We start from the raw sequence: 25,650 nt of genomic DNA on the forward strand, positions 1-25,650 counted from the left end.
CCGGTTACGCCGTCGGCGCTTCCGCGTCGGCGTCGTCATCCCCGAGTGCGTCGGTCGCGAGGTCGGCCTCGTGCTGGACGAGGAAGGAGCGTTCGTCGGTGTACTCGGCGACGGTTTCGAGAGCTTCCTCGGTGCCGATCTGCCGGAGCGCCCACGCCGCGGCGGCGCGGACGGTGTCGCTCTCGTCGTCGGCCAGCGTGTCCGCGAGGGGCGCGACCGCGCGCGTGTCGCCAATGAGACCGAGCGCGCGTGCGGCGTACGGCCGAACGTTGTCGTTGTCCATCTCCAGTTTGTCCGCGATCGCCTGCGTCGCCTCCGTCGACCCGATCTCGCCGAGCGCGCGGAGCGTCACCTTCTGGAGCGCCGGATCGGAGTCTGCGTCGACGTACTCGACGAGCGTCTCGACGGCCTCCGCTGCTCCATCACCCATCCGGCCGAGCGCCTTGATCGCCGCCTTGTCGCGGCGCTGGGCGAGTTGGTGCATCTCCTCGAAGGCTTCGGGGTTCGCCATCCGGACGAGCGCATCCATACAGTGCTCCTGCATAAACTCCGACTGGAGGCTATCCTTCGCGAGCAGCACCATATCGACGCGGCCGCGCTTCTCCCACTCTTTGAGCGCCGACAGCTCCGGTGGGTAGTCCTTGTAGTGACCCAGGACGTCGTAGAAGCCTTGCGCCATCAGTTGCTCGTTCGTCTCCAGGTCGTCCCACTCTTGGGCGTCTTCGAGACCGGCTTCGAGGTCGTCGGTCGCCTCCAGGAGCGACGCGATCGTCTCGGCGTCCTCGTCGGCGTCGAGGTCCGCGGCTTCGACGGCCGCGATCGCGTCGTCGAGTGCCGCCACGAGGGCGTCCTCGTCGTCACCGTCGAGCGCGACGTCGGCGTCCAGTTCACCGGCGACGGCGTCGGCGAAGGCCGAGACGACGTCGACGATCTCGGATTCGCCCTGTTCGGTCCACTTGGTGTCGGTCACCTTCGACTGCGCGGCCTCGATCTCGTCGACGACGTCGCTCGCGTACGGGCCGCGCTGGGACTCCAGGTCGTCGCGGAGGTCGGAGACGCGCGATTCGAGCTCCGCGCGCGGATCCTCGGCGTCTTCGTCGTCCTCGTCGGGTTCGGGCAGATCCGCGTCTTCGAGGTCGGACTCGATCCCGTCGAGGTCGGACTCGACGTCGTCTAAGTCTGCCTCCGTCTCCGCGCCCTCGAGGGCGGATTCGACGTCGTCGAGGCGTTCGTTCAGGGTTTCGGGCGTCGCGTCTGTCGACTCGTCCGACGCCGCCGTCTCCTCCGCATCGGCAGCCGTCTCGTCGTCCCCGTCGCTCATATGCTCGATATCCGTCCGTACCCGAAAAGAGCGTTTCCCTTCTGTCGCCGCGGCGTCCCGAACGCTCTTTATAGGCTCGCAGGTGCAACTGGGGCCAATGACCGCTCCGAGCGAGGACACGGCCGGTGACGTGAACGACACAACAGACGCGGACGGCACTACAGACGCGAGCGACACCACAGACACGGACTACACCACAGACGCCGATGGCTCCGAAGACACGAACGACTGGGACACGACGGCCTACGACGGGTCGCACTCGTTTGTCTACGAGTACGGCTCCGACGTCGTGGAACTACTCGACCCGCAACCGGACGAGCGGATCCTCGATCTCGGCTGCGGCACGGGACATCTGACCGACCGTATCGCGGATGCTTGCGCGGAGGTCGTCGGCATCGATCAGTCGGCCGAGATGATCGAGACCGCACGCGAGGCCCACCCAGACCGGCAGTTCGTCCGGGCCGACGCCCGCGACTTCGACGCCGAGGAACCGTTCGACGCCGTGTTCTCGAACGCCGCCCTCCACTGGATCCACGAGCAGGACGACGTCATCGACGCGGTGGCGGAGGCGCTCGAACCCGGCGGGCGGTTCGTCGCCGAACTGGGCGGTACGGGGAACGTCGGCAGCATCGTCGGCGCGATTCAGGCCGAACTGGACGCGCGCGGGTACGAACCGCCGACGGAGCCCTGGTACTTCCCGACCGTCGGCGAACACGCCACACGCCTCGAAGATCACGGATTCGAGGTCCGCTACGCGCGCCTGTTCGATCGCCCGACCGAACTCGAGGAGGGCGAAAACGGCCTGGCGGCGTGGATCGAGATGTTTGGTGACCGGCTTCTCGGCCCGGTGCCGGAATCAGAACGCGGTGCCGTCGTCTCGGCGGTCGAAGACCGACTCCGAGAGGATCTCTACGACGACGGGACGTGGACCGCCGACTACCGGCGATTGCGGTTCGTCGCCGTCCTCGAATGAGCCACGGCGTGCGCGTGCTGGCGTTCTCCCGATCTCGTCGTTAGATCGCGTCGAGATACGTCTCGGCGAGTCCGTCCAGCGCTTCGTGATGCTCGGTCGTGTGCGGCGCGGTCAGCGGCGAGACCGACACCTTGCCCTCGACGACTGCGCGGCGGTCGGTGCCTTCCGGATCCGGGATGTCGCCCGCGCGCATCATCTCCCATATGCCGTCGTGGAGTGTGATCCGACCGTTACCGTCGTGCTCGGCCGTCATCTCGTACAGGGTCGACGGGCGCGTGATCTCGAGCGGTGCGGGGCCGCTCTCCGGGTCGACGATGGGCGCGTTGATGTTCAGATACTCCGCCTGTTCGAACACGCCCGCGCCGAGCGCGTGTTCGAGCAGGTACGTCGTCGCGCGCGTCGCGTTCGCGAAGTCTGCGGGGTCGGTGGCCTGCTCGCGCCACGGCGTGTCGCCGTCGCCGGGGACGTACAGCGAGACAGCGATCGCCGGGACGTCGAAGAACGCCGATTCGACGGCCGCGCTGACGGTTCCCGACCGACCGAGGACGTACGCCCCGAGATTCGCGCCCTTGTTACAGCCGGCGACGACGACGTCGACCTCCGGACACAGCGATTCGAGGCCGGCGACGACGCAGTCGGCGGGGGTGCCGTCGATCGCGTACCCCAGGTCGTGCTCGCGGACGGCGACGTCGTTCGAGAGTTGGCGTCCGACGGCGCTCTGGTCGTTTGCGGGCGCGACAGCAGTCACGTCTGTGAACGCCGAGAGCTCCTCGTACAGCGCCTGGAATCCGACGGCGTCGATGCCGTCGTCGTTCGTCAAGAGTACAGAGAGCGAATCGCTCATATCGGTATCTTCGCGGGACGGCGGAAAGGTGTACCGCCCGTGGCGGTCTTCAGAGGCGGTTTCCCAGATGGGATCGGTCAAGGGGACGGATCAGCGTGGGACGGTCCGGCTCACGCGACGCCCTCGACGAACGTCTCGTCGTCGACGACGAGGTTGTACGCGCCCTCGTCGCCGTTCCACAGACAGAGGACGTTCTCGAACGCCAGCACGTCGCCGTAGTCGGCCGTGAGAAGCGCCTCGTTCAGCGGGTCGCGCGTGGTCGAGACCGCGTAGTGTTCGACCGACTCGCTGCCGTCGCTGATCTTGAACAGGGGATTGGCGTCGTCGCTGTCGGTCAGGTCGCGGCTCAACTTCACCGCGAGGAGATCGATTCGGTTCGTGACGTGTCGCTCCATCTCGGCCATCTTCGCGTGCCGATCCGGGTCGGCAAGGACGTCCGCGCGGCGCGCTCCGTCAGGCCGCAGAATCGCGTAGGAGAACTGGACCGTCTCGTTTCTGAACGTGCCGTCCCCGGGCGTGCGCCCGCTGGACTCGGGGACTGTATCTGACTCCGAGTCGGCCGCAGCCCCGGTTCCTGTCTCGGCCGTGGACTCCACGCCAGCGTCGGCCGTCCCGGCCTCGTCGAGGCGGTGCTGGAACGGCGGTGCAGCGACGTCGCGGCGGCGATCGAACGACCAGCCGCGATCGGAGGGGGCCTCGCCCGGCCACAGTCGGAGCGTCGGCGCGTACACCGACACCGCAGACGCCGGCGGCGCGAGCGCGCGCTCGACGTCGCGGAGCCCGGTGCTGGTGTTGCGGTCGGCGGGTGCGATGGCGACGAACGAGCCGTCGTCTGCGACGGCGTCGAGATACCGAGACGCGACGGCTTCGGCGTCGTCGAGTTCGCTCAGCACGTTCGCGAAGACGACGAGATCGAACTCGCTCTCGGGCTCGAACGCCTCGGCGGTCTCGCGGTGGATCGTCGTCCGGAAGTTCCGTCCCGTCTCTTTCAGCAGCCGTTCGAGCACGTCGGCCGACGCGGACGGTTCGACGGCGTGGTAGTCGACGACGGCGTCCGCCGGAAGATAGTCGTGCAGCCCGAGCGCCGGCCCGCCGGTTCCCGCGCCGACGTCGAGGACGCGAAGCGTTCGGGGGAGGTGCTCGCGCTCTGCGAGGTCGTCGAGCACGTAGCCGATCGCCGCGTAGTAGTCAGAGAGATGATATATCGCGTACCCGAGCGCCGCCACCGCGTCGTATTCGACGGGGTTCTGCCGGTAGTAGTCCTCTTTGAGTCGGCGGATCGTCTCCCGTAACTGGTCGCCGGTCTCGCCGCGATGCCAGTTCGCCCCGTAGCGCTCGACGAGCAGGTCTTCCAGCGCGAACGCGTACGGTTCGGGAAACGTGTCGGGTTCCCATCCCGGTTGCGGCGCGGGGTCCTCGCTCACCGGAACGAACGTGCCGTCTTCGCGCTCTCTGAGGCCGAGGTCGTACGCCTCCTCGCGGAGTGTTTCGCGGACGACGGCCGGGTGCGGCGTCCCGTCGATGTACTCGTGGATCTCTTCGGGATCGATCGGGCGGACGTTTCGCAGGTACTTCGCGTTCGCGCGCACGGCCTCGCGGTCGATCATTCTGTGTCCCCGTGACCGTCTTCGGTCCTATCGGCGTGCTTCCGCTGTCGCTGTCTGGCCTCTTCGTACAACTGCTCGAAGGCGTCGCCCTCGGCGTCGGCGACGCGGCGTGCGGCCTCCGCGACGGCGTCGGCACCCTCGAACGACTCCTGAATCTCCCGGTAGACACGCGGGGTCCCCCCGGTCACGGTGTCGACGAGGTCCGACAGGACGCTTGAGATCGGCGTCGCAAACTCCTCGCGGACGTCCTCGGCCGCCAGCGCGTACGCGAGGACCGCCGTGTGCGCCCCCGCTTGCACGGTCTCCATCGCCGAATCGTGTTCGGCGGGGTCCGTCTCGAAGACGTGGTTGTCGGCGTCGGCGATGGCGTCGAGCGCGGCGTCCGTGAGGGGACCGGCGGCGTCGACGACGGCCGCGACGTTCCCTGGGGCGTTTTCCGGGGCGAAAAGCGGGTGCAGACTGACGCGCTCGCGGTCCGGCAGGTGTTCCCGCATCGCTTCCACGGGGTCGGCCATCACGCCGGTAACGTCGAGCATCGCGCGCCCGGCACGCTCGGCGTGGGCCGCAACCGCGTCCCGGACCGCACTGATCGGCACGGCGAGACAGACCACGTCGAACGTTTCCGTCGTATCGAGCGCGACGGCACGACCCTCCACTACGTCCGCAGCGGCGCTCGCGACAGCCCAGTCCCGGTCGGCGAACGCCACGTCGAACTCCGCCGCGAGCGTCTCGCCGGCCCAGCGACCCATCGCGCCGGCTCCGACGACGAGTACCTCCATCGCCGCCGACTACGCGCCGCCCCAATCAAAAGGGGTTCGGTGACGGTTTCGGGACCGACTCCGGGCGAGTTGTGAGCTACTTCCGGAATCAGCGCTGATATTCAGAGGAATACGTTTAACCGAGTGGTTACCCGTGTCTAGGTGGGGGAAAGGAGTCTGTACCGTCGCAAAACTGGCCGGTCAGCCAGACCGACAGCGTATGCTGACGGCACAGCGACTGCTATCGCCGCACAGTATGGGGATGAACACGCGCGTAATCGCTCTATAACAATAGGGGAATAGAGAAAGTAACCACCGATGAAGTTTCCTACGGTCTCCGGGAGAGACACACAGGGGCGTCGACTGACGCTTCCCGACGACTTGCACGGCGAACAGACGCTCGTCGTCGTTAGCTTTCATCAACGACAACGGTCGCTCGTCAACTCGTGGCGACAGTTCGCTTCCGAACTGTGCGAGCGGTTCGACCACTTCGGGTATTACGAGCTTACCGTCTGCGGCAAGGGCGGAATGCTCCCGCCACAATCGATGGGCGGAATGTCGCCCGCCAGCGCCCGCCAGCGCACACACGACAATACGGTCTTCCTCTCGGTCGACAAGCAGGCGTTCCGACGCCGCCTCGGGATCCTCGGCGAACAGACGATCTACGCGTTTCTGCTCGAAGACGACGACGTGGTTCGCCAGGCCGCCGGCGTACTCACGCCGAAGACCGGCGAGGCGCTGGAGTCGCTTCTCCAGTCGTACCGCGACGAGAAGCACCGCCAGCCGAACGGATCCGAGAGCGCCGGCGAGTCGTCGAGCTGATCGTATTGTTTTTCGGGCTGACGGGCGCGCTCCGTCAGAGTTGTAGTTCGATCGGGTGTTCGGTCAGGTTCTCGTAGCCGTCCTCGGTGACGACGACGAGATCTTCGATCCGAACGCCGCCGACTGCTGGGTCGTACAGCCCCGGCTCGATCGTGATGACGTGGCCCGGCCGCAGTTCGCCGCCGTCGGGCGAGATCCGCGGCAGCTCGTGTACGTCGAGGCCGACGCCGTGTCCCGTCGAGTGGATGAAGCCCGTTTCGGTCGTCGGGTCCGAACGGAGCGTCGGCAGGCCCGCGTCCTCGTAGACGTCGCAGGCGGCGTCGTGGACGGCTGCACCGGTCACGCCCGCCTCGACGGCGTCGAGAGCGGCGTCGAGCGCCTCGTGAGTCAACTCGAACCACTCGCGGACGGTCTCGGTCGGTTCGCCCTTCACGAACGTCCGCGTCATATCGGCGTGGTACTTCGTCGCCTTCGAGCGGGGGAAGATGTCGACGATGATCGGCTCGTTCGGCCGCAGCGGACCGCTCCCGCGATCGTGCGGGTCTGCAGCGTCCACGCCGCAGGCGACGATGGTCTCGTCGAGCGCGCAGCCGTGGCGGAGCAGCGTGACCTCGATCTCCTCTTTGACACGCTCGCTGGTCAGGACCGCACCGTTGTAGCGGAGGATCTGGTGGTCGCCGTCGGTCGTGTCGGCGTCTACCTCGTCCGACTGGACGATCGAGGCGTCTTCGAGCAGATCTGCTGCCGCCCGCATCGCCGCTTCGTTGGCCTGCTGGGCCGTGCGGATGTGTTCGATCTCCTCGGGCGTCTTTCGCGCGCGGATATCCGTCACGACGTCCTCGGTTTCGGGCGCGACCGCGACGCCGCGTTCGCGGAGATGGTCGGCGGGTCCGAGTGGGAACCGCTCAGGGGTGGCGACGCTGTCGACGCCGAGGTCGTCGAGCCACGCGGCGACGACGCGCCCCTTCGCTTCGCCTGCACCGTGCTCGGCGGCGAGCGCGCGGTAGTCGTAGTCGGCGAGGCGCGACACGTCGTCGGCTCGGCTCTCTTTCTTGGCGCGACCGTACTCCAGCGCAGAGACGAGCAGCGCCGTCCTCTCGGGCGTGTAGACGGTCACGAACGGGTCGGGTGCGTCGAATCCCGAGAGGTAGCGCTGCGTCGAGTCCGAACTGTCGGCGTCGACGAGGTAGCCGTCGTGTCCGTCGGCGTCGAGATAGGCGTCGAGTTGCGAGAGATCGGGGTCCATAGCCGTTCGGTGGGACGCGGTCGGATAAAGAACCACGCTTCAGACGTCTTTCGGCGCCGACTCGATTCTCGACCGCCCTCCCTGATCGCCCTCGCGCGCCGGATTCGGACCACAACCGTATTACGGGCGCGCCGCGGTCGTTCGACTATGGCTGTCGAGAACGTCATCTGGCCGCGCTACCTCGACGCGTCCGTCTCTCGTGAGGACGGGCGACGGGTTCCGCTCGACGACGCCGTCGAGGATCCGTCGGTCGACGAGATCGCGCAGGCCGTCCAGCAGATCGGCTACGACGCCGTCATCGAACGCGACGTAACGCACCCCCGCGAGTGGGACGCCCGGGGGCGCGTGCTCGTGAAAGGCGCCGAGGATTCGACGAAGAACGACCTCGTGCAGGCGGTCGCCGCCTACGTCGGGATCCTCCGGGGCTGAGATGCAGCGCCTCGGCACCGTCTCTCGAATGGCACAGAACCTCCTCATCGTCCGCTGCGACGACGCCGACCACCCCGACATCGGCGCGGAGGCCGTCGACGAGTCGCTCTCGACGGTCGGCCGCGTCGTCGACGTCTTCGGCCCGGTCACTCGGCCCTACGTCGCCGTCACGCCCGCGAGCGACGTGTCTCCGGCGTCGGTCGTCGGCAAGCGGCTGTACGCGCGCTGAGCGCGGTCGCGCTGCACCGCCGAAGCCCGAAACACAATTCCCATAGTGCGTCGGCCGCAAATCAGAGCGTATGCGAAGACGCGTCGCCGCCGGCGTCGGGTTCGCCGCCCTGCTGTTCTTGCTCGTGCAACTCGGCGCGCTGGCGCTCGTGCCGACCTTCTACGAACAGGGGTATCAGACCGTCGAGGACCCCTCCGATCCGACGAACAGCCTGCTCTACATCGGCGCGATTCTCGTCGCGACGGCGGCGATGCTCGCGGCGTTCAAATTCGACCTCGACTGGCTCGTCCAGGGGTTCGTCGTCCTCGCCGCCGCGTCGCTGGCGTGGTACGTCTTCTCGGTGTTCCTCTCGCCGCTGGCCGCGATCGGCGCGTCGCTCGTCCTCGCGGCGCTTCTGGTCGTCCACCCCGAGTGGTACGTCATCGACGCCGCGGGCGTCCTGATGGGGGCGGGCGCTGCGGGCCTGTTCGGGATCAGTTTCGGACTCTTGCCGGCTATCGTCTTGCTCTCGATCCTCGCCGTCTACGACGCCATCAGCGTCTACGGCACCGAACATATGCTCGATTTGGCGGAGGGCGTGATGGATCTGAACCTCCCGGTCGTCCTGGTCGTCCCCACGACGCTCTCGTACTCGCTTTTAGACGCGAAAACGGCGGCCGACGACGGTGACGAACAGTCGGCGACGTACACCGACGGTGCGGGCGCGGAGACTGCTGAGACGGCGTCCGAAGGCGATACCGAGTCCGAGAGCGAAGAGTCCGACGAAGCACCGATGGCTGCCGAGGAGACTCCTGCGGATGAAGACGTGGTCCCGGCAGATGAAGACGACGTCCGCGATGCTTTCTTCATCGGCCTCGGGGACGCCGTGATGCCCACGGTGATCATCGCCAGCGCGGCGTTCTTCCTCCCGGCGTCGCTCGCACCGTCGCTCGGCGTCCCCGGACTGCCGGCGCTCAATCTCCCGGCACTGACGGCGATGGTCGGGACGTTCGCCGGCCTGTTCACGCTGCTGGGGATGGTGCTGAAAGGTCGCGCCCACGCCGGACTCCCGCTGCTGAACGGCGGAGCTATCGGCGGCTATCTCGTCGGTGCGCTCGCTACTGGCGTCCCGCTCCTGACGGCGCTCGGGCTCTAAAACTCGCGTCGCCTCACGACTCAGTCGCCGTCGGCTTCCGCTTCTGCTCCTTCGCGTACGTGCACCGCCATCCCTGTCTGGAAGTCCGCCATCGCGTCGGCGGAGAGTTCCGCGCGGCCGACCGCGATGACGGTGTCGTCGTCGAGGACGACAGCGACCTCGTCGCCCGGTCGGACCGCCGGATCGACGTCGCGGACGAACTTCGCGAAGGCGTTCTTGCCGTCGCGGACGAACGGCTCGCTCTCCTCGCCGACCACGACGCGGGCGGTCGGCCGGTCGAGCGCGTCGACGAGTCGTCGCCCGCCGGCGACGCCGAGAGTGAACCGACCGTCGGTTCCGTAGGAGACGACGCGGCCGTCCGCCGAGACGATCTGTCGCGGCCGGCCGCTCGTCGACCGGCGAATCGTCAACGACTCGCTGCCGTCGTCCGGAAACAGCGCCCGGCCCGCGCCCGCACCGAACTGGTAGTCGGCGATCGTCCGCAGTTCCGCGAGCGTCTTCTCGCGGTTCGCGTCAGTCATACCCGGTCGTTCCGGGCCGACCGTCAAGACACTCGCGGTCCACGTCCGAGGAGAAGACGTCCGGGTTCTGGTTCCGGCGAGTGGCCGCCCGGGGCCTGATACTGTCGGACAGAACGATGTGAAAAGTATCGGCACCCCGTGGGTGCCAGAATGATTCACGAACTGCTGTCCAACAGTATGAGTGCGGTTCTTCGCACACGGAACGATCTGCCGTTTTTCGCTCCTGTGTGCCGTTCCTCACACCTGTGCGTGACTCTCTCACACTCACTGCGACTCGAAAACGTATATATACCGGTGGGAACTGGGATTGTGGTATGGCTGTCAACGTGCGACTGGTCGCGGTCGGGGCACTGCTCCTCGTCGCGAGCAGTGGCCTCCTCTTCGAGACGGGCGTCAGCAACCTCCTCGCTGCCGCCGTCGCCGCGATCGCAGTCGCTGGCTCGGCACTCGCGCTCCTCCGTGCGGGTACGGGCGACGCTCGCGCCGCCTGAAACGACGCCGCCACCCGACAGATGTCGCCTCCGATACCGCGCTTACAGCAGGAACGTCTCTTTTCGCTCCGAGAGGTCGAGGAACGTGTCCGCAGCCTGGATCAGTTCTTCGGCCGTCGACTCCTCGAAGGCCATCACCTCGACGCGGACGCCCTCGTGACGCAGGTGCGAACATAGCCTGGAGAAGTCGCCGTCGCCCGTACAGAGGACGACCGTGTCGACGTGGTTCGCGAGCGTGACGGCGTCGAGACTCATCCCGACGTCCCAGTCGGCCTTCTTCGAGCCGTCGCCGAACGTCTTGATCTCCTTGATCTTCGGCTCGAAGCCGATGTCGACGAGCGCGTCGAAGAAGCTCTCCTCTTCGGGCGCGTCCGCGCGGATGACGTACGCGATCGCGCGGGTGAGGTCGCGTCCGGCGACGCCCTTCTCCAACAGCGCGGAGTAATCGATGTTCCGCGAGTAGAGGCTCTGGGCCGTGTGATAGAGGTTCTGGGCGTCTGCGAGCATCGCCACCCGCTGACTCGGGTGAATTTCGGTCATACAGTCTCTGGGGAGGCCACACTACATGAATGTCCGGTCCCGTCGGTCCCGGTAGTGCGGCGGATCTGCGCCCGACGGCGAAACGTATATTATGCGGGAGGGATGTCTGTGAACTGTGACGCGCGCCACGACGCCTGCGACGGATTCGCCCCGTTCGCCAGCGGTACGTGGCCTTCTTTTCATCGGTAAAAAACGCGCGCCTTAACGCTCTAGGCGGGAGTGGCATCCCCGTCTTTGGCGACCCCACGACCGGGCGCGCATCGACGGTCGGCCGACGACCAACCGATACACCCTACCGACTGCGACTCGCAGTACCCCCTACCAACGATGACACAGATCGACTTCACCGGCGTGTTCCCCGCGATGACCACGCCGTTCACCGACGACGGACGGATCGACCACGAAACGCTCGCCGCCGACGCCCAGCGCCTCGAAGCCGCCGGCGTCGCCGGCCTCGTGCCCGCCGGATCGACCGGCGAGAGCGCGACGCTGACCCACGACGAACACATCGAGGTCGTCGAGACGGTCGTCGAAGCTGTCGACGACGTCCCCGTCATCGCCGGTTCCGGCTCGAACTCGACCCACGAGGCGCTCGACCTCTCACAGCGCGCTGCCGACGCCGGCGCTGACGGACTGCTCCTCATCTCGCCGTACTACAACAAGCCCGAACAGGCAGGCCTCCGCGAGCACTTCCTCGCGATCGCCGACGCGGTCGATCTCCCACAGATCGTCTACAACGTGCCGAGCCGCACGGGCCAGAACATCGAACCCGAGACGGTCGCTGCGCTGGCTTCACACGAGAACATCACGGCGTACAAGGCCGCGAGCGGCGACATCAGTCAGATCTCCGAGGTCATCGAGTACACACGCGACGAAGACCTGTCGGTGCTCGCGGGCGACGACGCGCTGACGCTGCCGATCTGTTCGCTCGGCGGCCGCGGCGTCATCTCCGTCGCCGGCAACGTCGAACCCGAGCGGATGGTCGACCTCGTCGACGCCGCGCTCGAAGACGAGATGGACCGCGCCCGCGAACTTCACTTCGAGCTCTCGCCGCTGTTCCGACAGCTCTTCGTCGAGACGAACCCCATCCCGGTCAAGGCCGCGATGGAGATTCGCGGCTACGCTCCCGGGAAGCTCCGCTCGCCGCTCACGGACCTCTCCGCGGAGCCGCGCGCGGAGCTCGAAGAAATCCTCGCGGATCTCGAAGCCGACGCGGAGCAGCGCGAGCAGACGGAGGCAGTATAGATGAGCGGCGGTCTCCGCGTCGCGATCACGGGCGCGAGCGGCCGGATGGGCGGTGAACTACTCGCCGCCGCTGCCGACCGCGACGACGTCGAGTTCGTCCTCGCGGCGACTCAATCGCCCGGGGCATTCCCCAGCGGTGACGTCCCGGCTGCCGACACGGTCGTCGACGATACTGAACTCGATGGGGCGCTTGCCGAACACGACGTCGATGTCCTCGTCGACTTCACCGTGCCGGGCGCGAGCGTCGAATACCTCCGCACGGCCGCGGCGAACGACGTCGCGGTCGTCGTCGGGACGACCGGCTACAGCGAACTCCAGCGGACCGAACTCGGCGAGGTCGCCGAAGCCGTCCCCTTCCTGAAGGCCTCGAACTTCTCTCGCGGCGTGGCGGCGCTCCGGCGGGCCGTCAGGGAGGCCGTCGCGGCGCTCCCCGGCTACGACATCGAACTGACGGAGACCCACCACAACGGCAAGCGCGACGCGCCCTCCGGCACGGCGCTGTCGATCCTCGACGACGTCGACGAGGTCCGCGACACCGAGGCCGAGCGCGTCAACGGCCGCGTCGGCGAACAGCCGCGAGAGGGCGAGGAGATCGGCGTCCACGCCCGCCGCGCGGGCGACGTCACGGGCGAGCACGAGATCCTTCTGGCCGGCAACGACGAGGTACTCGAACTGACTCATCGGGCCGGCTCGCGCGGCATCTTCGCCGCCGGCGCGCTCGACGCGGCAGCCTGGCTCGCCGGACGCGACGCCGGCCGCTACGATTTCGACGAAGTCTTAGATGCCGACAGTGACGAGAGTGACACAGGAGCACACTGACAATGGGACTCGAATCCGACGTGACGGACCTGTGGCAGCGCTACCAGGACGACGAACTCTCCGCCGACACCGCTGGCTCTGCGATCGAGTCGACGCTCAACGCCTTCCTCGAAGCCCTCGAAACGGGTGACGTACGGGCGGCCGAGCAGGTGGGCGAGAGCGGCCCCGACGGCTGGGTCGTCAACGAGTGGGTCAAGCAGGGCATTCTCCTGAACTTCGGCCTGCGGGAGACGCTCCCCCGCGAGTACGGCGACGTCACGTACTACGACGTCCTGCCGCTGCGTTCGACCACCGACCTCGGCGGGCGCGGCACCCGCAACACGCCCGACGGGACGGCGATCCGCCGCGGTGCGTACCTCGGCTCGGACTGCATTATGATGTCGCCGTCGTTCGTCAACATCGGCGCGTACGTCGGCGACGGGACGCTCGTCGACTCCTGCGACACCGTCGGTTCCTGCGCCCAACTGGGCGAGAACGTCAAACTCGGCGCGAACACGCTCATCGGCGGCGTGCTCGAACCGGTCGAGGACGCGCCCGTGATCATCGAGGACGGCGTCTCGCTGGGTGCAGGCTGTCGCGTCACCTCGGGCTTCCACGTCGGCGAGAACACGGTCGTCGGCGAGAACACGCTTCTCAGCCCCCGGATTCCGGTCTACGACCTCGTCGAGGAGGAAGTCATCTACGGCCACCTGCCGTCGAACCGCCGCGCGTTCACGCGCTACGTCGAGTCCTCGCTCGGCGATCACGACCTCTTCGAGTCTGGCGCGTACAAGCCGGCGGTCGTCGCGCTCGACATCGAAGACGACACGCTCGATAAGACCCGCCGCGAGGAGGCGCTTCGGGAATGAGCGAGGGCGGCGACGGCGGGCCGGCGGTTCGCCGCCTCGACGAGTGGGACGAGGAGACGCTCGTCGCGCTCGCCGAGGAGTACGAGACCCCGCTCTACGTCGTCGACCTCCGTAGAGTCGAAGCGAACTGCACCCGACTTCTGGACGCGTTCCCCGGCGCCGACGTCCGGTACGCCGCGAAGGCCCACACCGGCCAGTCCGTGCTTCGAACCGTCCGCGAGGCCGGCCTCGACGTCGAGTGCGCGTCCGCCGGCGAGGTCGAACGCGCTTTCGAGGCCGGATTCACTGGCGATCGAATCCAGTATACGGCGGTCAATCCGCCCGCTCGCGACCTCGATCTGGTCGTCGAGCGCTGGCGCGAACATCCCGGGCTGACGATCACCGTCGGCGCGGCCGACACCGTCGACCGCCTCCGCGACCGCGGCTTCGACGGCCGCCTCTGCATCCGCGCGAATCCGGGCGTCGGCGCGGGCCACCACGAGAAGGTTCAGACCGGTGCGAACGCGAAGTTCGGCATTCCGATCGAACGCGTTCCCGACCTCGCGGAACCGTGGGCCGCCGAGTTCGACCTCGTCGGCGTCCACGCCCACGCGGGCAGCGGCATCTCCGGCGAGGACCTCTCGGAGCACCGCGAGTTGGTCCGCCGGATGGGAGATCTCACCCGCGACGTCGAATCCCGCGTCGGTTCCCTGGAGTTCGTCGACGTCGGCGGCGGTTTCGGCGTGCCGTACCGCGACGACGAACCGCCGCTGGATCTCGACGCCGTCGCCGACGCGACGCGTGAGGCGCTCGGCGAGGTCGACGCGACGCTCGCAGTCGAACCCGGACGCTACGTCGTCGCCGACGCCGGCGTGCTCCTCACGCGGGTCAACACGGTCAAGGAGGCTCGCGACGCTACCGTCGCCGGCGTCGACGCCGGGATGACGACGCTGCTCCGGCCGGCGATGTACGACGCGTACCACGAAATCCGCAATCTCTCTGCATCTGCCGACGCCGAATCGATGCCCGTCACCGTAGCGGGACCTATTTGTGAGTCGGCGGACGTACTGTGCGAGCACAGACCGCTCTCGCGGCCCAGACGGGGGCACCTCCTCGCCGTGGGTAACGCGGGCGCGTACGGATACGAGATGTCGAGCACCTACAACTCTCGACCCCGACCGGCGGAAGTCGCCCTCTCTGAGACGACGGTCCGACTCGCCCGGCGACGGGAAACCCTGACTGACCTCACCGAACTAGAACAATGAGCGTACTGCACGACCACGTACCAGTAGAGAAGTACCACGGCACCGGCAACGACTTCATCGTCGTCGACGCCGTCGAATCGATTCCCGACCGCCCGGCGTTCGCCACGACTCACTGCGACCGCGAGACCGGCGTGACACACGACGACTCGCCGCGCACCGGCGCGGACGGCGTGCTCTTTCTCGCACTCGAAGACCGGTACTCGCCGCCGCGCATCGTGATGACGCTCGTCCAACCGGACGGCTCCGTCGCCGCGATGTGTGGCAACGGTGCCCGCGTTGCCGCCGCCTGGGGCGCCGAACAGACCGGCTCGGACGTGCTGATGATCGACACGCCCGCCGGAACCCGCCGCGCGGATGTCGACGGTGACCACGTCACCATCGAGATGGGCGAACCCACCTTCGCCCCTCGTGACGTGCCGCTGGATCGCGACGCCGAACTCGTCGAAGAAGACGTCGAAGGCCTCACCGTTACCGCGGTGAACACCGGCGTCCCCCACGCGGTCGCGGTCGTCGACGACGTCGACGACGTGGACCTCGAAGCCGTCGCACCGGACGTCCGCCACGCGGACGTCTTCCCGGAGGGAGCCAACGTCACGCTCGCCTCCCGCGTCGAGGACGACGAGGGCAACCCCCACTTCCGACAGCGGACCTACGAGCGCGGCGTCGAGGGCGAGACCCAGTCCTGCGGGACCGGTGCCGTCGCTGTCGCTGCGGTCGCAAAGCGCCTCGGCCTCGTCGACGGCAGCGCACCCGTGACCGTCAGCCCGCCGGGCGGCGACCTGGAGATCACCGTGCCGGACGACGGACCGGCAACGCTCGCCGGCCCCGCCGAGCGGGAGTTCGCGAGCGAACTCGACGTCGTCGTGCGCTCGGCGTAGATGGCCGACGACGACTTCGATCCCGTCGCGTTCCTCGAAGACGCCGTTCCGATAGCCTCCAACGAGAGCGTCGAGGAGATGCGCGCGCTCCTCGTCGAGACGCTCGAAGCCCACGGCCTCGACGCCCGCGTCGACGACGCGGGCAACACGCTCGCTGCGAAGGGCGCCACCGAATCCGACGCGGACACGCATCTCGTCTTCAACACCCACATCGACACCGTCTCGCCACACGTGCCGTTCGAGCGCGAGGAGGCGGACAGCGAGACGACCCGCATCCACGGCCGCGGCTCCTGCGACGCGAAGGGGCCGCTCGCAGCTATTCTCGCCGCGTTCTTCGCTGTCGACCCACGCGAGGACGCCCGCGTGACGCTCGCAGTAACGCCCGACGAGGAGAAACTCTCGACGGGCGCGGCCGCGCTGGATCTCGACGCCGACTGCTACGTCGTCGGCGAACCGACCGATCTGGACGTCTGCACCGCCGCGAAGGGGCGTTTCCAGGGAACGCTCACGCTCACCGGCTCGGCCGCGCACGCCGCCGAACCGACGTCGGGCGTGAACGCCATCGCCGGACTGGAAGCCGCACTCACGGTGATTCGACAGTTCGACGACGGGCGCGACCCGCATCCGCAACTCGGCGCGGCGACGCTGACGCCGACGACCGTGTCGGGCGGCGACGCGACGAACCAGATCCCGGCGCACTGTGAACTCGTTCTCGACCGCCGGAGCGTCCCGCCGGAGACGGCCGAAGAGTTCCGAACGGGACTCGAAACGGCCGTTCGCGCCGCCGTCGCCGACGATGTCGGCGTCGACTTCTCGCTCACGGATCGCCCGACGCCGTTTCTGGAAGCGTTCGCGACCGACGAAGAGCACGCCCTCGTGCAGACACTCGCGGCCGCGTCGGAGCGGGCCGGCGGATCCGGGACCGTCCGCCCGTTCACGGCCGCGACCGAGGCGTCGTACTTCTCGCCCGCCCCCGTGGTCGTCTTCGGTCCGGGCGTTCTCGCCGACGACGAGGGGGCCGTCGCCCACGCCGAGCGCGAGTACGTCGACGTCGACGACGTCGAGCGCGCGGCCGCTGCGCTCACCGACGCGACGCGGCAACTCGTCGGCTGATCGGCCGAGCGGCCGGTCTAGTGGGGCGGAACGAGCCGCTCCGTCGGCGCTCAAGCGACGATTTAAGCATTCCCCGCCTACTTGGTCGCCACACTCGTCTCCCCGAGTGGGTATGATCGATAGCCCTCCAACAGATCGTATCGCACAGATCGCAAGCGAGATCGAGCACAGCGTACCAGCGGCACGTTCGTTCGTCTCGCTCGCACTCGTCGCCACGCTCGTACTCTCGGCGGCCGCCGTTCCCGCGACCGCACAGGCGGACGAGGAGCCGTTTCAACTCGATACGGAGTTGGTCTCGTCGACGGCGGAGGTGACGATCGCCGGAACGACGACGCTCGATCCGGGTACCGAACTGCAGATTCGCGTCCAGTCCGCGGGCGAGACTGACCCGCAGTTCCTCAAGACGCAAGCGGCGACCGTCGGTGAAGATGGGTCTTGGAACGCGACTTTCGACCTCTCGGCGGTCGAGACGCACGACTCGATCACAATTACTGTGGCAGGGCCGGACGGGAACCAGACTGCTGACTTCGACGTCCCGATCCGGAACGATCAGTCGACGCCGACCGAATCTGGCTCGGGTACGTCGACGCCCGGATTCGGCGTCGCCGGCGCCGTCGCCGGCGTTCTCGGCAGTGCGGCCGTGCTCAGGCGGCGTCGCGGTCGCTGACCGTCTCCTCGATTCGCGCGCTACTTCGACCGATCGTAACTGCCATACTCGCCCGGCCTGTTCTTCGGACTATGTACGAGGCGGTTCACGCCCACCCGGACGGACAGAGCACGGCCGCACGCTTCGCGACGACGGCCGAGCGCTACGGGTACGAGGGCGTGATCGTCCGCGCTGACGACGCCGACCCCGACTACGAACGTCTCCGTGAGGACCTCGCGGCCGACGTCGTCGACGCCGCCGAGATCGTCGCTGCCGACCCCCAACACGCCAGCGGCGCGGTCGGGAACGCGCGCACAAAGCACACGCTCGTGTTTGTCTGCGGCGGGACGAACGCGCTGAATCGCTTCGCTGTCGAGCAGGACCGCGTCGACGTGCTCACGCGGCCGTTCGAGGGGGCAGACGGGAGCGGTGACGGCGACTTCAACCACGTGCTCGCGAAGGCCGCCAGCGAGCACAGCGTCTGGATCGAAGTGAACCTCGCGCCTGTCCTCAGAAATCGAGGCGGCCACCGCGTTCAGCACCTCGAGAAACTCCGTCGGCTGAAGCGGCTCGTCGACCACTACGACGCGCCCTACGTCGTCAGCGCGAATCCGCAATCGCACCTGCAGCTCCGCGCGCCCCGGGAGCTCGCCGCGCTCGGTGCGGAGATCGGCCTCGGAGAAGAGTGGACACGCGAGGGGCTCGACGCGTGGGGACGGCTGATCGCCCGGAACCGTGAGCGACTCTCCGAGTCGTTCATTGCCCCGGGCGTCGAACGTGGCCGATATGAAGAAGACGATTGACGAACACGCCGCGCGCTTCTCGGCGGTCGCCGACTCGTACGACGACGAGTCGGACTCTGCAGAGTACCTCGCGTGTGCGGATTTAGTCGTCGAACACGCCGCTCCCGGTCCCGACGACGTGGTCCTCGACCTCGGGACGGGCACCGGGGCGATCGCGCTCGCGCTGGCACCGAACGCGAAGTGCGTGATCGGCCGCGACATCAGCGAGGGGATGCTGGCTGAGGCGCGCGTGAAGGCCGGCGACGCGGGCCTGGAAAACGTCGAGTTCGGCGAGGGCCGCTTCCGCGACCCCAACTACGACGGTCCGGTGGACGTCGTCACCTCGAACTTCGCGATGCATCACCTCTCCGACGCGGAGAAACGGGAGGCGATCGCCGCCATCGCCGACCTGAATCCGCGGCGCTTCGTGCTCGGCGACCTGATGTTCTTCGGAGCGCCCGACCCCGACGAGCCCTTCTACAGCCCCGAGGTCGACGACCCCGCGACCGTCGGGACGCTCGTCGAGGCACTGACTGACGAGGGGTTCGTCCTCACGGCCGTCGAGCGCGTCCACGAGCAGGTCGGCGTCCTCGTCGCCGAACGGTTCGGCGACGCGAGCGAACGCGTCAGCGTCGCGGACGCGGACGCTACCACAGACGGCGCGGAGTGAACCGACCGTGAAGCACCTTCCGAAACACCTCCAGCCGCGCTGGCGGTATCTGGCCGTCGAGATCGAGACCTGGCCCGACGCGGAGTTCGACCGCGGGGCATTCCAGCGGGACCTCTGGTACGCGGCACAGAACCTCTACGGCGACGTCGGGAGCGCGGAGACGGATCTGACGGTGCTCTCGTTCGACCTCGATGGCGGCGACGGCGAGACGATCGTGCGGGCGTATCGGGGCACGGAAGACCGCGCCCGGGCAGCACTCGCGACCGTCGACGCGGTCGACGGCACCCCCGTCGGCCTCCGTGTTCGCGGAATTTCGGGCACTGTTCGTGCCTGTGAGGAAAGGTATTTGAACGGCCGGACCGGACGTGGAAAACAGAGAGACGTCGTGTTCGAGAACGAACCCCACCCTGCCGTCGTCCGCGGGACGCGCGTCGACGTCGAGGGCACCGACGGGTTCGCGGGCGCGACGCGGCTCGATTTCGAGTGATACTATGCAGGGACAAGCCCAACAGCAGGCATACGATCGTGGGATCACGATTTTCTCGCCCGACGGTCGTCTCTATCAGGTGGAGTACGCGCGGGAAGCAGTCAAGCGAGGGACCGCGAGCGTCGGGGTCCGGACGCCCGAGGGAGTCGTCCTCGCGGCCGACAAGCGTTCTCGCTCTCCGCTGATGGAGCCGACGAGCGTCGAGAAGATCCACAAGGCCGACGACCACGCCGGCATCGCCTCGGCGGGCCACGTCGCGGACGCGCGACAGCTCATCGACTTCGCGCGCCGTCAGGCGCAGGTCAACCGCCTCCGCTACGGCGAAGCCGTCGGCATCGAGACGCTGACGAAGAACGTCACCGACCACATCCAGCAGTACACGCAGGTCGGCGGCGCCCGTCCGTTCGGCGTCGCGCTGCTCATCGGCGGCATCGAGAACGGCTCGCCGCGCCTCTACGAGACGGACCCCTCCGGGACGCCCTACGAGTGGAAGGCCGTCTCGATCGGTGCGGACCGCGGGGACATCCAGGAGCACCTCGAAGAGAACTACGAGGACGAGATGACGCTCGACGAGGGCGTCGGCCTGGCGCTTCGCGCGATCGCCTCCGCGAACGACGACGAACTCACGGCCGCGGGCGTCGACGTCGCGACCGTCTCCGCCGAGTCCGAGGCGTTCGTCGAACTCGAAAACGACGAAATCGAACCGTACATCGTCGAGAACGACCTCGAACCGGCCGAAGAAGACGAAGACGACGAAGCCGACGAATAACAGCGTCGGACCGCGGTACTTCTCCGCTTTCGCGACCTGTCTATAGTAGCGTCGTTCCAGTCAACGACTGTACCCGTTCGAAAATCCCGCCAGTCGGACCGTTTTGCAGCTATTCGGGACACGCGGGTTCGGGACACACGCGGCTACCGAGCGCGCGAACGAGCGACGATGGAATGCAGAAACGAGCCGCGTTTAGTACTCTTCGTACGCGAGATTCATCAGCCACTGCGAGAAGGCGTCGCTGTTGTGGTTGACCTCCTCCTCGCCGATGAACGGCGAGAGTATATCGCCTGCCATCAGGAGCGAAAAGTCGAGGTCCCGCGCGGCCGGTTCCAGATGGTAGGTGTTGTGTCCCTCATAGACCGTCTCCTCGCGTTCGATCAGGCCGAGCGACGCGAGTCGTTCGGCGATCCGGCTGCCCTTCCGCGAGGAGATGTCGAGTTCCTTCCAGAAGTCGCTCTGGTGGATCCCACCCGTCTCTCGGATGAGTTCCAGCGCTTCGCGTTCGTCGTCCGAGAGATCGGCTTCGGCGGCTGCGCTCATACCCCGACCGACGCCCGCGACTCGTTTAAATTTGACCTTCGACCCGGTCGAAGGCGGTGTCGCAGGGGGCCCCGTCGGCGAACTGGAACTCGGCGTCGCCGTCGGCCGAGAGCGTGATCAGCGACGAGGACCGCGTCCCGAAGTCCCGGTCCGACTCGTGGACGCACACGCCGTACTCGTGGGTTCCGAGAACCTCCTTCGCGCGGTCAAGCCAGGCGGACGCGGAGTCCCACTTCCGCGAGTCCAACTCCGTTCGGACCTGCTGGGCGTTGTGCGCCTGGATCGCCCCCACCTCGGGCCGCCACTCGGGTTCGACGAACTCGCCGTCGATGCCGACGTTGACGACGACGTGGACGCCGGGCGTCAGTCTTCGAACGTTCAGCGAACCGTCCCACTCGAAGAAGTAGGCTCGGGGATCGTCGCCCCCGCGCTCGGCTACGACGAGATGAAACCCGTCGTAAGTGTCCGCGGCGACGGCGTCTTCGATCGTCTCGCGCGCATCGACGGCGCTCTCGGCGCGCAGCGCGTCGCGAACGAGCAGTCCGCGGGAGCGCTCTCCACCGTCGGGCACGTCGACCCAGCGGTTCGTGAGGCCGACGAAGACGCCGTGTTCGTTGTAGCCGATCCACGTCCCGCCGGCGACCGCGTCCCGCGGCGCGACGAACGACGGATCGCCGTCGACGACGGCCGGCGGTTCGGACTCTCGATCCAGCAGTTCGTCACGGTTCGCCGCGACGACGACGGGCGCGTCCTCGAATGCGCGCCAGGCGAGCGTCAGTGTACACACGCTCGCCCCTTGGAACGAGGGAGAGATATACTCTCTGCCGGCGCGCCCTTAGCGCACCGCGGACGTCGGCGCGCCGCTCCCGCACGGCGACAACCGGGGGACCGTTCAAGAGGGTGCCGTCCGAACGGCGAGACGCGATGTACGATCACATTCTCGTTCCCACCGACGGCAGCGACGGGACCGCACAAGCGCTCGACCACGCACTCGACATCGCAGCGACGCGAGAGGCGAAAATCCACGCGCTCTCGGTGGTCGATCGGCGGCTCTATCTGGCCGCCGGCGAGGAACAAAAGCCCGACCTGAAGGCGACGATGGAGGAAGACGCCCACGAGGCGGTCGAAGAAGTCGCCGAGGCCGCGGCGGAGGCTGGCGTCGAGTGTACGACGACCGTCCGCGACGGTATTCCGTACCGCGCGATTCTGGATTACGCCGCCGAGAGCGACGTCGACCTGATCGTGATGGGGACGCACGGCCGCTCCGGGCGAGACAAACTCGCGAATCTCGGCAGCGTCACCGAGCGCGTCGTCGAGAATACCGACGTGCCGATCCTCGTCGTCCGGATGGATTCGGAGTAGGGATTCGTTTTCAGTTCGACTTCGGTCGCACGGCAGCCCGTTTCAGACCGATTTTACTTCGCTTGGTCAGCGTGCCGGAAGTCGCGTGAGACTCGCTCCGCTCGTCGCACTGACTTTCGACACTCCTTCGCTTCGCTCAGTCGTGTCGAAAGCACCGCCGCCCGGTGAAGACCATCGGAATCCCGCGCTCGTCGCAGGCCTCGATGACGTCCTCGTCGTTGACAGAGCCGCCGGGCTGGATGACGGCGGACACGCCCGCGTCGGCGGCCTCCTCGACGCCGTCGGGGAACGGGAAGAAGGCGTCAGACGCCATCACGGCGCCGTCGGCGTCCTTGCCCTCGGCGTGCTCGTCGGCCTTCATCGCGGCCAGTCGGACGGCGTCGACGCGGGAGACCTGACCCATTCCGACGCCGACGGTCTCGGTGCCGTCCGCGAAGACGATGCCGTTCGATTTGACGTGCTTCAGCACCTTCCAGGCGAACAGCATCGTCTCCAGTTGTTCCTCGGTCGGTTCGGTCTCGGTGACGACTTCGATGTCCTCGCGATCGGGCGCCCACAGGTCGCGCTCCTGGACGAGGCGGCCGCCGACGAGCGGCTTTTCGGTGAGGCTGTCGGTCCGGTCGCCGAGCGGGCCGACGTCGAGGACGCGGAGGTTCTCCTTCTCGGTGAGGACGTCGAGTGCGGCGTCGGTGTAACTCGGCGCGACCACGACTTCCTTGAACGAGTCGACGATCTCTTCGGCGGTCGCGGCGTCGCATTCGCGGTTGAGCGCGACGATGCCGCCGAAGGCGCTCATCGGGTCCGTCGCGAGCGCGTCGGCGTAGGCGTCTGCGAGGGTGTCCGCGGTCGCACAGCCTGCGGGATTCGTGTGCTTGATCACCGCGGCCGCGGGTTCGTCGAACTCCTTGATCAGGTTCAGCGCGGCGTCGGCGTCGTTGTAGTTGTTGTACGACAGGCCCTTCGCGCCCTCGTTCAACTGCGGGGCGTCGACGACGCTCGCCTCGTCGACGGCGGCATCGGCGTAGACCGCGGCGTCCTGGTGGGGGTTCTCGCCGTAGCGCAGTTCGGCGACGCGGTCGTCGGAGACGACGCGGCGCTCGGGGAACTCGCCGCCGTCGTCGCCGTCGACGGTCACGGACAGTTCGTCGCCCTCGCTCTCGACGTGGAGGCGACCCTCCGCGAACCAGCGGACGGCGCGCGGGTACGCCGTGAACTCCGCGTCGTGGAGGACGCGCGTCTTCAGTGAGTCGGTGTCGTCGTCGGCGTAGACCGGCACCGACTCTTGGGTGACGACCGGCCCGGCGTCGACCTCGTCGGTGACGACGTGGACGGTACAGCCGGTCACGCTGACGCCAGCGTCGAGCACCTGTTCGTGGGCGTCCATTCCGGGGAACGACGGGAGCAGCGACGGGTGGACGTTGAGCGTCGTCGGCGCGGCGTCGAGGAACGTCTCGGTGAGGACGCGCATATAGCCGTCCAGACAGACGAGGTCGAAGTCGTAACTCGACAGCGCGTCGAGGACGCGCTCCTCGTGTGTCTCGCGGGATTCGTCGTCGTCGCGCTCGACGACTTCCGTGGGGATGCCGCGCTCGGAGGCGGCGTCAAGGACGGGCGCGCCCTCGTGGTTCGCCACGACGACGGCGAGTTCCGCGCCGCCGGGGCGTCGATCGTCGATGTGCAGGAGGTTTCGTCCCCGATTGCTCGCCAGGCCGGCAATCTTGGTCATACTCGTGGGGCCTCGCGCAGATAGTAAGTCAGTTGCGGTCTCGCCGGCGCCGATATACACAATTGCGGATAGGTGCGTCCGAAAATCGGTCTGTAACCCCGAGAAATATGCACAGGAGTGGGATATTCATCGACACGCTTTTTTAGCGCACTGCGGAGACTCAGCGTATGGACGACCTCTCCCGTTCCGACCCGCTCGCGGCCGTCTCGCCGCTCGACGGGCGATACGCCGGCCGAACCGCGCCGCTCGTGCCCTACGCCAGCGAAGCGGCGCTGATGCGAGCGCGGCTCCGCGTCGAGGTGGAGTACCTCCTCGCGCTGGCGGATCTGGATGCCACGTCGCTCTCGCTGACCGACGAGGAGCGCGCCGACCTCCGCGCCGTCGTCGACGACTTCGGCGCCGACGACGCGGACCTCATCAAGCGCCTGGAGACCGAAGGCGCCGAGGGGTTCAGCGCGACCAACCACGACGTGAAGGCCGTCGAGTACTTCCTGCGCACGAAGACGGACGAGCGCGTCCACCCGTGGATCCACTTCGGGCTCACTTCCGAGGACGTGAACAATCTCGCGCAGCGACTGCTCGTCAAGCCCGCCGTCGAAGACGTGTTGCTGCCGGCGCTGACGGCCGTCCGCGACGAACTGATCGACCTCGCCCACGAGTACCGGGACACGCCGATGCTCGCGCGAACGCACGGACAGCCCGCGACGCCGACCACCTTCGGCAAGGAGATGGCCGTCTACGCCGCGCGCCTGGGGACGACGATGGGACGCGTCGTCGACGCCGCGGACGACCTCTCGGGCAAACTCGCCGGCGCCTCCGGCACGTACGCGGCGCACGTCGCCGCCTACCCCGACGTCGACTGGCGCGCGTTCTCCCGCTCGTTCGTCACCGGTCTCGGTCTCGACCACACCGCGCTCACGACGCAGGTGAACCCCTGCGACGACCTCGCGTCCGTCTTCGATGCGCTTCGGGGCGTGAACAACGTCCTCTGTGACCTCGACCGCGACATCTGGCTCTACGTCTCGGATCGCTACCTCGGACAGGAGGCCGCCGAAGGCGAGACGGGGTCGTCGACGATGCCGCACAAGGTGAACCCGATCGACTTCGAGAACTCCGAGGGGAACCTCTCGAAGGCCAACGCTGACCTGACGTTCCTCGCCGACTACGTCACGACCTCGCGCCTCCAGCGCGACCTCTCGGACTCGACGGTGAAACGCAACATCGGCGCGGCGTTCGCGCACTGTCTGATCGGCTACGGGAAGACCGAGGCGGGACTCGGAAAAGTCGTGCCCAACGAGACGGTGATGCGCGAGGAACTCGACGCCCATCCCGAACTGATCGGTGAGGCCGTTCAGACGATCCTCCGGCGCGAGGGCGACACGGAGGCCTACGAGCGTGTCAAGGAACTCACGCGCGGCCGCGACGTGACGCTCGAAGACTTCCGCGACCTCTTCGACGACCTCGACGTCGACGACGACGTCCGCGCGGAACTGCGCGCGCTCTCGCCGGCCGGGTACGTCGGCGTCGGCGACGCCCTCGTCGACGACCTGGACGACGACACCGGAGCACAATATTAACTCATAGTGGAATAAATCTTTTATC

At 67.6% G+C, this 25,650-nt stretch carries 29 protein-coding genes; 19 read left to right on the forward strand and 10 right to left on the reverse strand.

Annotation, left to right across the window (positions count from 1 at the left end):
- Positions 1-4 precede the first annotated feature (4 nt).
- Positions 5-1,321: a HEAT repeat domain-containing protein gene (locus tag RBH22_RS02485; protein ID WP_256544736.1), complete on the reverse strand. Its 1,317-nt coding sequence runs from the start codon at positions 1,319-1,321 to the stop codon at positions 5-7.
- Between the two features lie 97 nt (positions 1,322-1,418).
- Between RBH22_RS02485 and RBH22_RS02490 the strand changes: the two genes are divergently transcribed.
- Positions 1,419-2,294: a methyltransferase domain-containing protein gene (locus RBH22_RS02490; protein ID WP_306676430.1), complete on the forward strand. Its 876-nt coding sequence runs from the start codon at positions 1,419-1,421 to the stop codon at positions 2,292-2,294.
- Positions 2,295-2,334: 40 nt separating this feature from the next.
- Here the strand turns inward: RBH22_RS02490 and surE are convergent, their stop codons facing one another.
- From surE to RBH22_RS02505, 3 genes are all read right to left on the reverse strand, one after another.
- Positions 2,335-3,138, reverse strand: a complete 804-nt coding sequence (gene surE / locus RBH22_RS02495; protein ID WP_256544738.1) for a 5'/3'-nucleotidase SurE — start codon at positions 3,136-3,138, stop codon at positions 2,335-2,337.
- Between the two features lie 110 nt (positions 3,139-3,248).
- The gene (locus RBH22_RS02500) at positions 3,249-4,745 is read right to left on the reverse strand and encodes a methyltransferase (protein WP_306676431.1); all 1,497 of its coding nucleotides are present in this window, start codon (positions 4,743-4,745) and stop codon (positions 3,249-3,251) included.
- A complete protein-coding gene (locus RBH22_RS02505) occupies positions 4,742-5,524 on the reverse strand; it encodes a prephenate dehydrogenase/arogenate dehydrogenase family protein (RefSeq protein WP_306676432.1) in 783 nt (260 codons plus the stop codon). Before RBH22_RS02505 ends, RBH22_RS02500 begins: the two co-directional genes overlap by 4 nt.
- Positions 5,525-5,821: 297 nt before the next feature.
- Here RBH22_RS02505 and RBH22_RS02510 point away from each other — a divergent pair, with 297 nt between their 5' ends.
- The gene (locus RBH22_RS02510) at positions 5,822-6,325 is read left to right on the forward strand and encodes a hypothetical protein (protein WP_121568174.1); all 504 of its coding nucleotides are present in this window, start codon (positions 5,822-5,824) and stop codon (positions 6,323-6,325) included.
- 34 nt (positions 6,326-6,359) lie between these two features.
- Here RBH22_RS02510 and RBH22_RS02515 read toward each other — a convergent pair whose 3' ends face one another.
- A complete protein-coding gene (locus RBH22_RS02515) occupies positions 6,360-7,571 on the reverse strand; it encodes a Xaa-Pro peptidase family protein (protein WP_306676433.1) in 1,212 nt (403 codons plus the stop codon).
- Positions 7,572-7,718: 147 nt separating this feature from the next.
- Here RBH22_RS02515 and srp19 point away from each other — a divergent pair, with 147 nt between their 5' ends.
- From srp19 to RBH22_RS02530, 3 genes are all read left to right on the forward strand, one after another.
- Entirely contained in the window at positions 7,719-8,000 is a 282-nt protein-coding gene (gene srp19 / locus RBH22_RS02520) for a signal recognition particle subunit SRP19 (protein ID WP_306676434.1), read from the forward strand.
- 1 nt (position 8,001) lies between these two features.
- Positions 8,002-8,229 carry a Gar1/Naf1 family protein gene (locus RBH22_RS02525; RefSeq protein ID WP_256288119.1) on the forward strand — a complete coding sequence of 76 codons (228 nt, stop codon included), beginning with the start codon at positions 8,002-8,004 and terminating at the stop codon, positions 8,227-8,229.
- Positions 8,230-8,299: 70 nt separating this feature from the next.
- On the forward strand, positions 8,300-9,364 hold the full coding sequence (locus RBH22_RS02530; RefSeq protein WP_306676436.1) for a presenilin family intramembrane aspartyl protease PSH: 1,065 nt from the start codon (positions 8,300-8,302) through the stop codon (positions 9,362-9,364).
- A 20-nt stretch (positions 9,365-9,384) separates the two neighbouring features.
- Here RBH22_RS02530 and RBH22_RS02535 read toward each other — a convergent pair whose 3' ends face one another.
- Positions 9,385-9,885: a PUA domain-containing protein gene (locus RBH22_RS02535; protein ID WP_256288121.1), complete on the reverse strand. Its 501-nt coding sequence runs from the start codon at positions 9,883-9,885 to the stop codon at positions 9,385-9,387.
- Positions 9,886-10,199: 314 nt separating this feature from the next.
- On the opposite strand from RBH22_RS02535, the gene RBH22_RS02540 reads away from it, so the two are divergent.
- Positions 10,200-10,376 (forward strand): hypothetical protein, encoded by a 177-nt coding sequence (locus RBH22_RS02540; protein ID WP_256544745.1) that lies wholly within the window; start codon positions 10,200-10,202, stop codon positions 10,374-10,376.
- Positions 10,377-10,418: 42 nt separating this feature from the next.
- Here RBH22_RS02540 and RBH22_RS02545 read toward each other — a convergent pair whose 3' ends face one another.
- Entirely contained in the window at positions 10,419-10,916 is a 498-nt protein-coding gene (locus tag RBH22_RS02545) for an NYN domain-containing protein (protein WP_306676437.1), read from the reverse strand.
- Positions 10,917-11,243: 327 nt separating this feature from the next.
- Between RBH22_RS02545 and dapA the strand changes: the two genes are divergently transcribed.
- The 11 genes from dapA (at position 11,244) to psmA (ending at position 20,417) form a co-directional block, all read left to right on the forward strand.
- Positions 11,244-12,161, forward strand: a complete 918-nt coding sequence (dapA, locus tag RBH22_RS02550) for a 4-hydroxy-tetrahydrodipicolinate synthase (protein WP_256288123.1) — start codon at positions 11,244-11,246, stop codon at positions 12,159-12,161.
- Positions 12,162-12,980 carry a 4-hydroxy-tetrahydrodipicolinate reductase gene (dapB, locus tag RBH22_RS02555; protein WP_306676438.1) on the forward strand — a complete coding sequence of 273 codons (819 nt, stop codon included), beginning with the start codon at positions 12,162-12,164 and terminating at the stop codon, positions 12,978-12,980. It abuts the gene before it with no gap.
- A gap of 2 nt (positions 12,981-12,982) precedes the next feature.
- Positions 12,983-13,828 carry a 2,3,4,5-tetrahydropyridine-2,6-dicarboxylate N-succinyltransferase gene (locus tag RBH22_RS02560; protein ID WP_256288125.1) on the forward strand — a complete coding sequence of 282 codons (846 nt, stop codon included), beginning with the start codon at positions 12,983-12,985 and terminating at the stop codon, positions 13,826-13,828.
- Positions 13,825-15,072, forward strand: coding sequence for a diaminopimelate decarboxylase (gene lysA, locus RBH22_RS02565; RefSeq protein WP_306676439.1), 1,248 nt, complete (start codon positions 13,825-13,827; stop codon positions 15,070-15,072). Before RBH22_RS02560 ends, lysA begins: the two co-directional genes overlap by 4 nt.
- Positions 15,069-15,950, forward strand: a complete 882-nt coding sequence (gene dapF, locus RBH22_RS02570; RefSeq protein ID WP_256544749.1) for a diaminopimelate epimerase — start codon at positions 15,069-15,071, stop codon at positions 15,948-15,950. Before lysA ends, dapF begins: the two co-directional genes overlap by 4 nt.
- On the forward strand, positions 15,951-17,063 hold the full coding sequence (locus tag RBH22_RS02575; protein ID WP_306676441.1) for a M20 family metallopeptidase: 1,113 nt from the start codon (positions 15,951-15,953) through the stop codon (positions 17,061-17,063).
- 112 nt (positions 17,064-17,175) lie between these two features.
- Entirely contained in the window at positions 17,176-17,730 is a 555-nt protein-coding gene (locus RBH22_RS02580) for a BGTF surface domain-containing protein (RefSeq protein ID WP_306676442.1), read from the forward strand.
- 71 nt (positions 17,731-17,801) lie between these two features.
- On the forward strand, positions 17,802-18,512 hold the full coding sequence (locus RBH22_RS02585) for an RNase P subunit p30 family protein (protein WP_306676443.1): 711 nt from the start codon (positions 17,802-17,804) through the stop codon (positions 18,510-18,512).
- Positions 18,496-19,161, forward strand: coding sequence for a class I SAM-dependent methyltransferase (locus RBH22_RS02590; protein WP_306676444.1), 666 nt, complete (start codon positions 18,496-18,498; stop codon positions 19,159-19,161). Before RBH22_RS02585 ends, RBH22_RS02590 begins: the two co-directional genes overlap by 17 nt.
- A 7-nt stretch (positions 19,162-19,168) precedes the next feature.
- Positions 19,169-19,648, forward strand: a complete 480-nt coding sequence (locus tag RBH22_RS02595) for an Rpp14/Pop5 family protein (protein ID WP_121568190.1) — start codon at positions 19,169-19,171, stop codon at positions 19,646-19,648.
- Positions 19,649-19,652: 4 nt separating this feature from the next.
- Positions 19,653-20,417, forward strand: coding sequence for an archaeal proteasome endopeptidase complex subunit alpha (gene psmA / locus RBH22_RS02600; RefSeq protein ID WP_256544754.1), 765 nt, complete (start codon positions 19,653-19,655; stop codon positions 20,415-20,417).
- Positions 20,418-20,609: 192 nt separating this feature from the next.
- Here the strand turns inward: psmA and RBH22_RS02605 are convergent, their stop codons facing one another.
- Positions 20,610-20,960 (reverse strand): MarR family transcriptional regulator, encoded by a 351-nt coding sequence (locus RBH22_RS02605; protein ID WP_306676445.1) that lies wholly within the window; start codon positions 20,958-20,960, stop codon positions 20,610-20,612.
- Between the two features lie 25 nt (positions 20,961-20,985).
- Positions 20,986-21,747, reverse strand: coding sequence for an NRDE family protein (locus RBH22_RS02610; protein ID WP_256544755.1), 762 nt, complete (start codon positions 21,745-21,747; stop codon positions 20,986-20,988).
- A 137-nt stretch (positions 21,748-21,884) separates the two neighbouring features.
- On the opposite strand from RBH22_RS02610, the gene RBH22_RS02615 reads away from it, so the two are divergent.
- Entirely contained in the window at positions 21,885-22,322 is a 438-nt protein-coding gene (locus RBH22_RS02615) for a universal stress protein (protein ID WP_256544756.1), read from the forward strand.
- Positions 22,323-22,458: 136 nt separating this feature from the next.
- On the opposite strand, the gene purH is transcribed toward RBH22_RS02615, so the two are convergent.
- Positions 22,459-24,048, reverse strand: coding sequence for a bifunctional phosphoribosylaminoimidazolecarboxamide formyltransferase/IMP cyclohydrolase (gene purH, locus RBH22_RS02620; protein WP_306676446.1), 1,590 nt, complete (start codon positions 24,046-24,048; stop codon positions 22,459-22,461).
- 167 nt (positions 24,049-24,215) lie between these two features.
- Between purH and purB the strand changes: the two genes are divergently transcribed.
- Entirely contained in the window at positions 24,216-25,625 is a 1,410-nt protein-coding gene (gene purB, locus RBH22_RS02625; RefSeq protein ID WP_306676447.1) for an adenylosuccinate lyase, read from the forward strand.
- Positions 25,626-25,650: the final 25 nt, after the last annotated feature.

This window comes from Halobellus sp. H-GB7, assembly GCF_030848585.1.
Classification (GTDB): Archaea; Halobacteriota; Halobacteria; order Halobacteriales; family Haloferacaceae; genus Haloquadratum; species Haloquadratum inordinatus.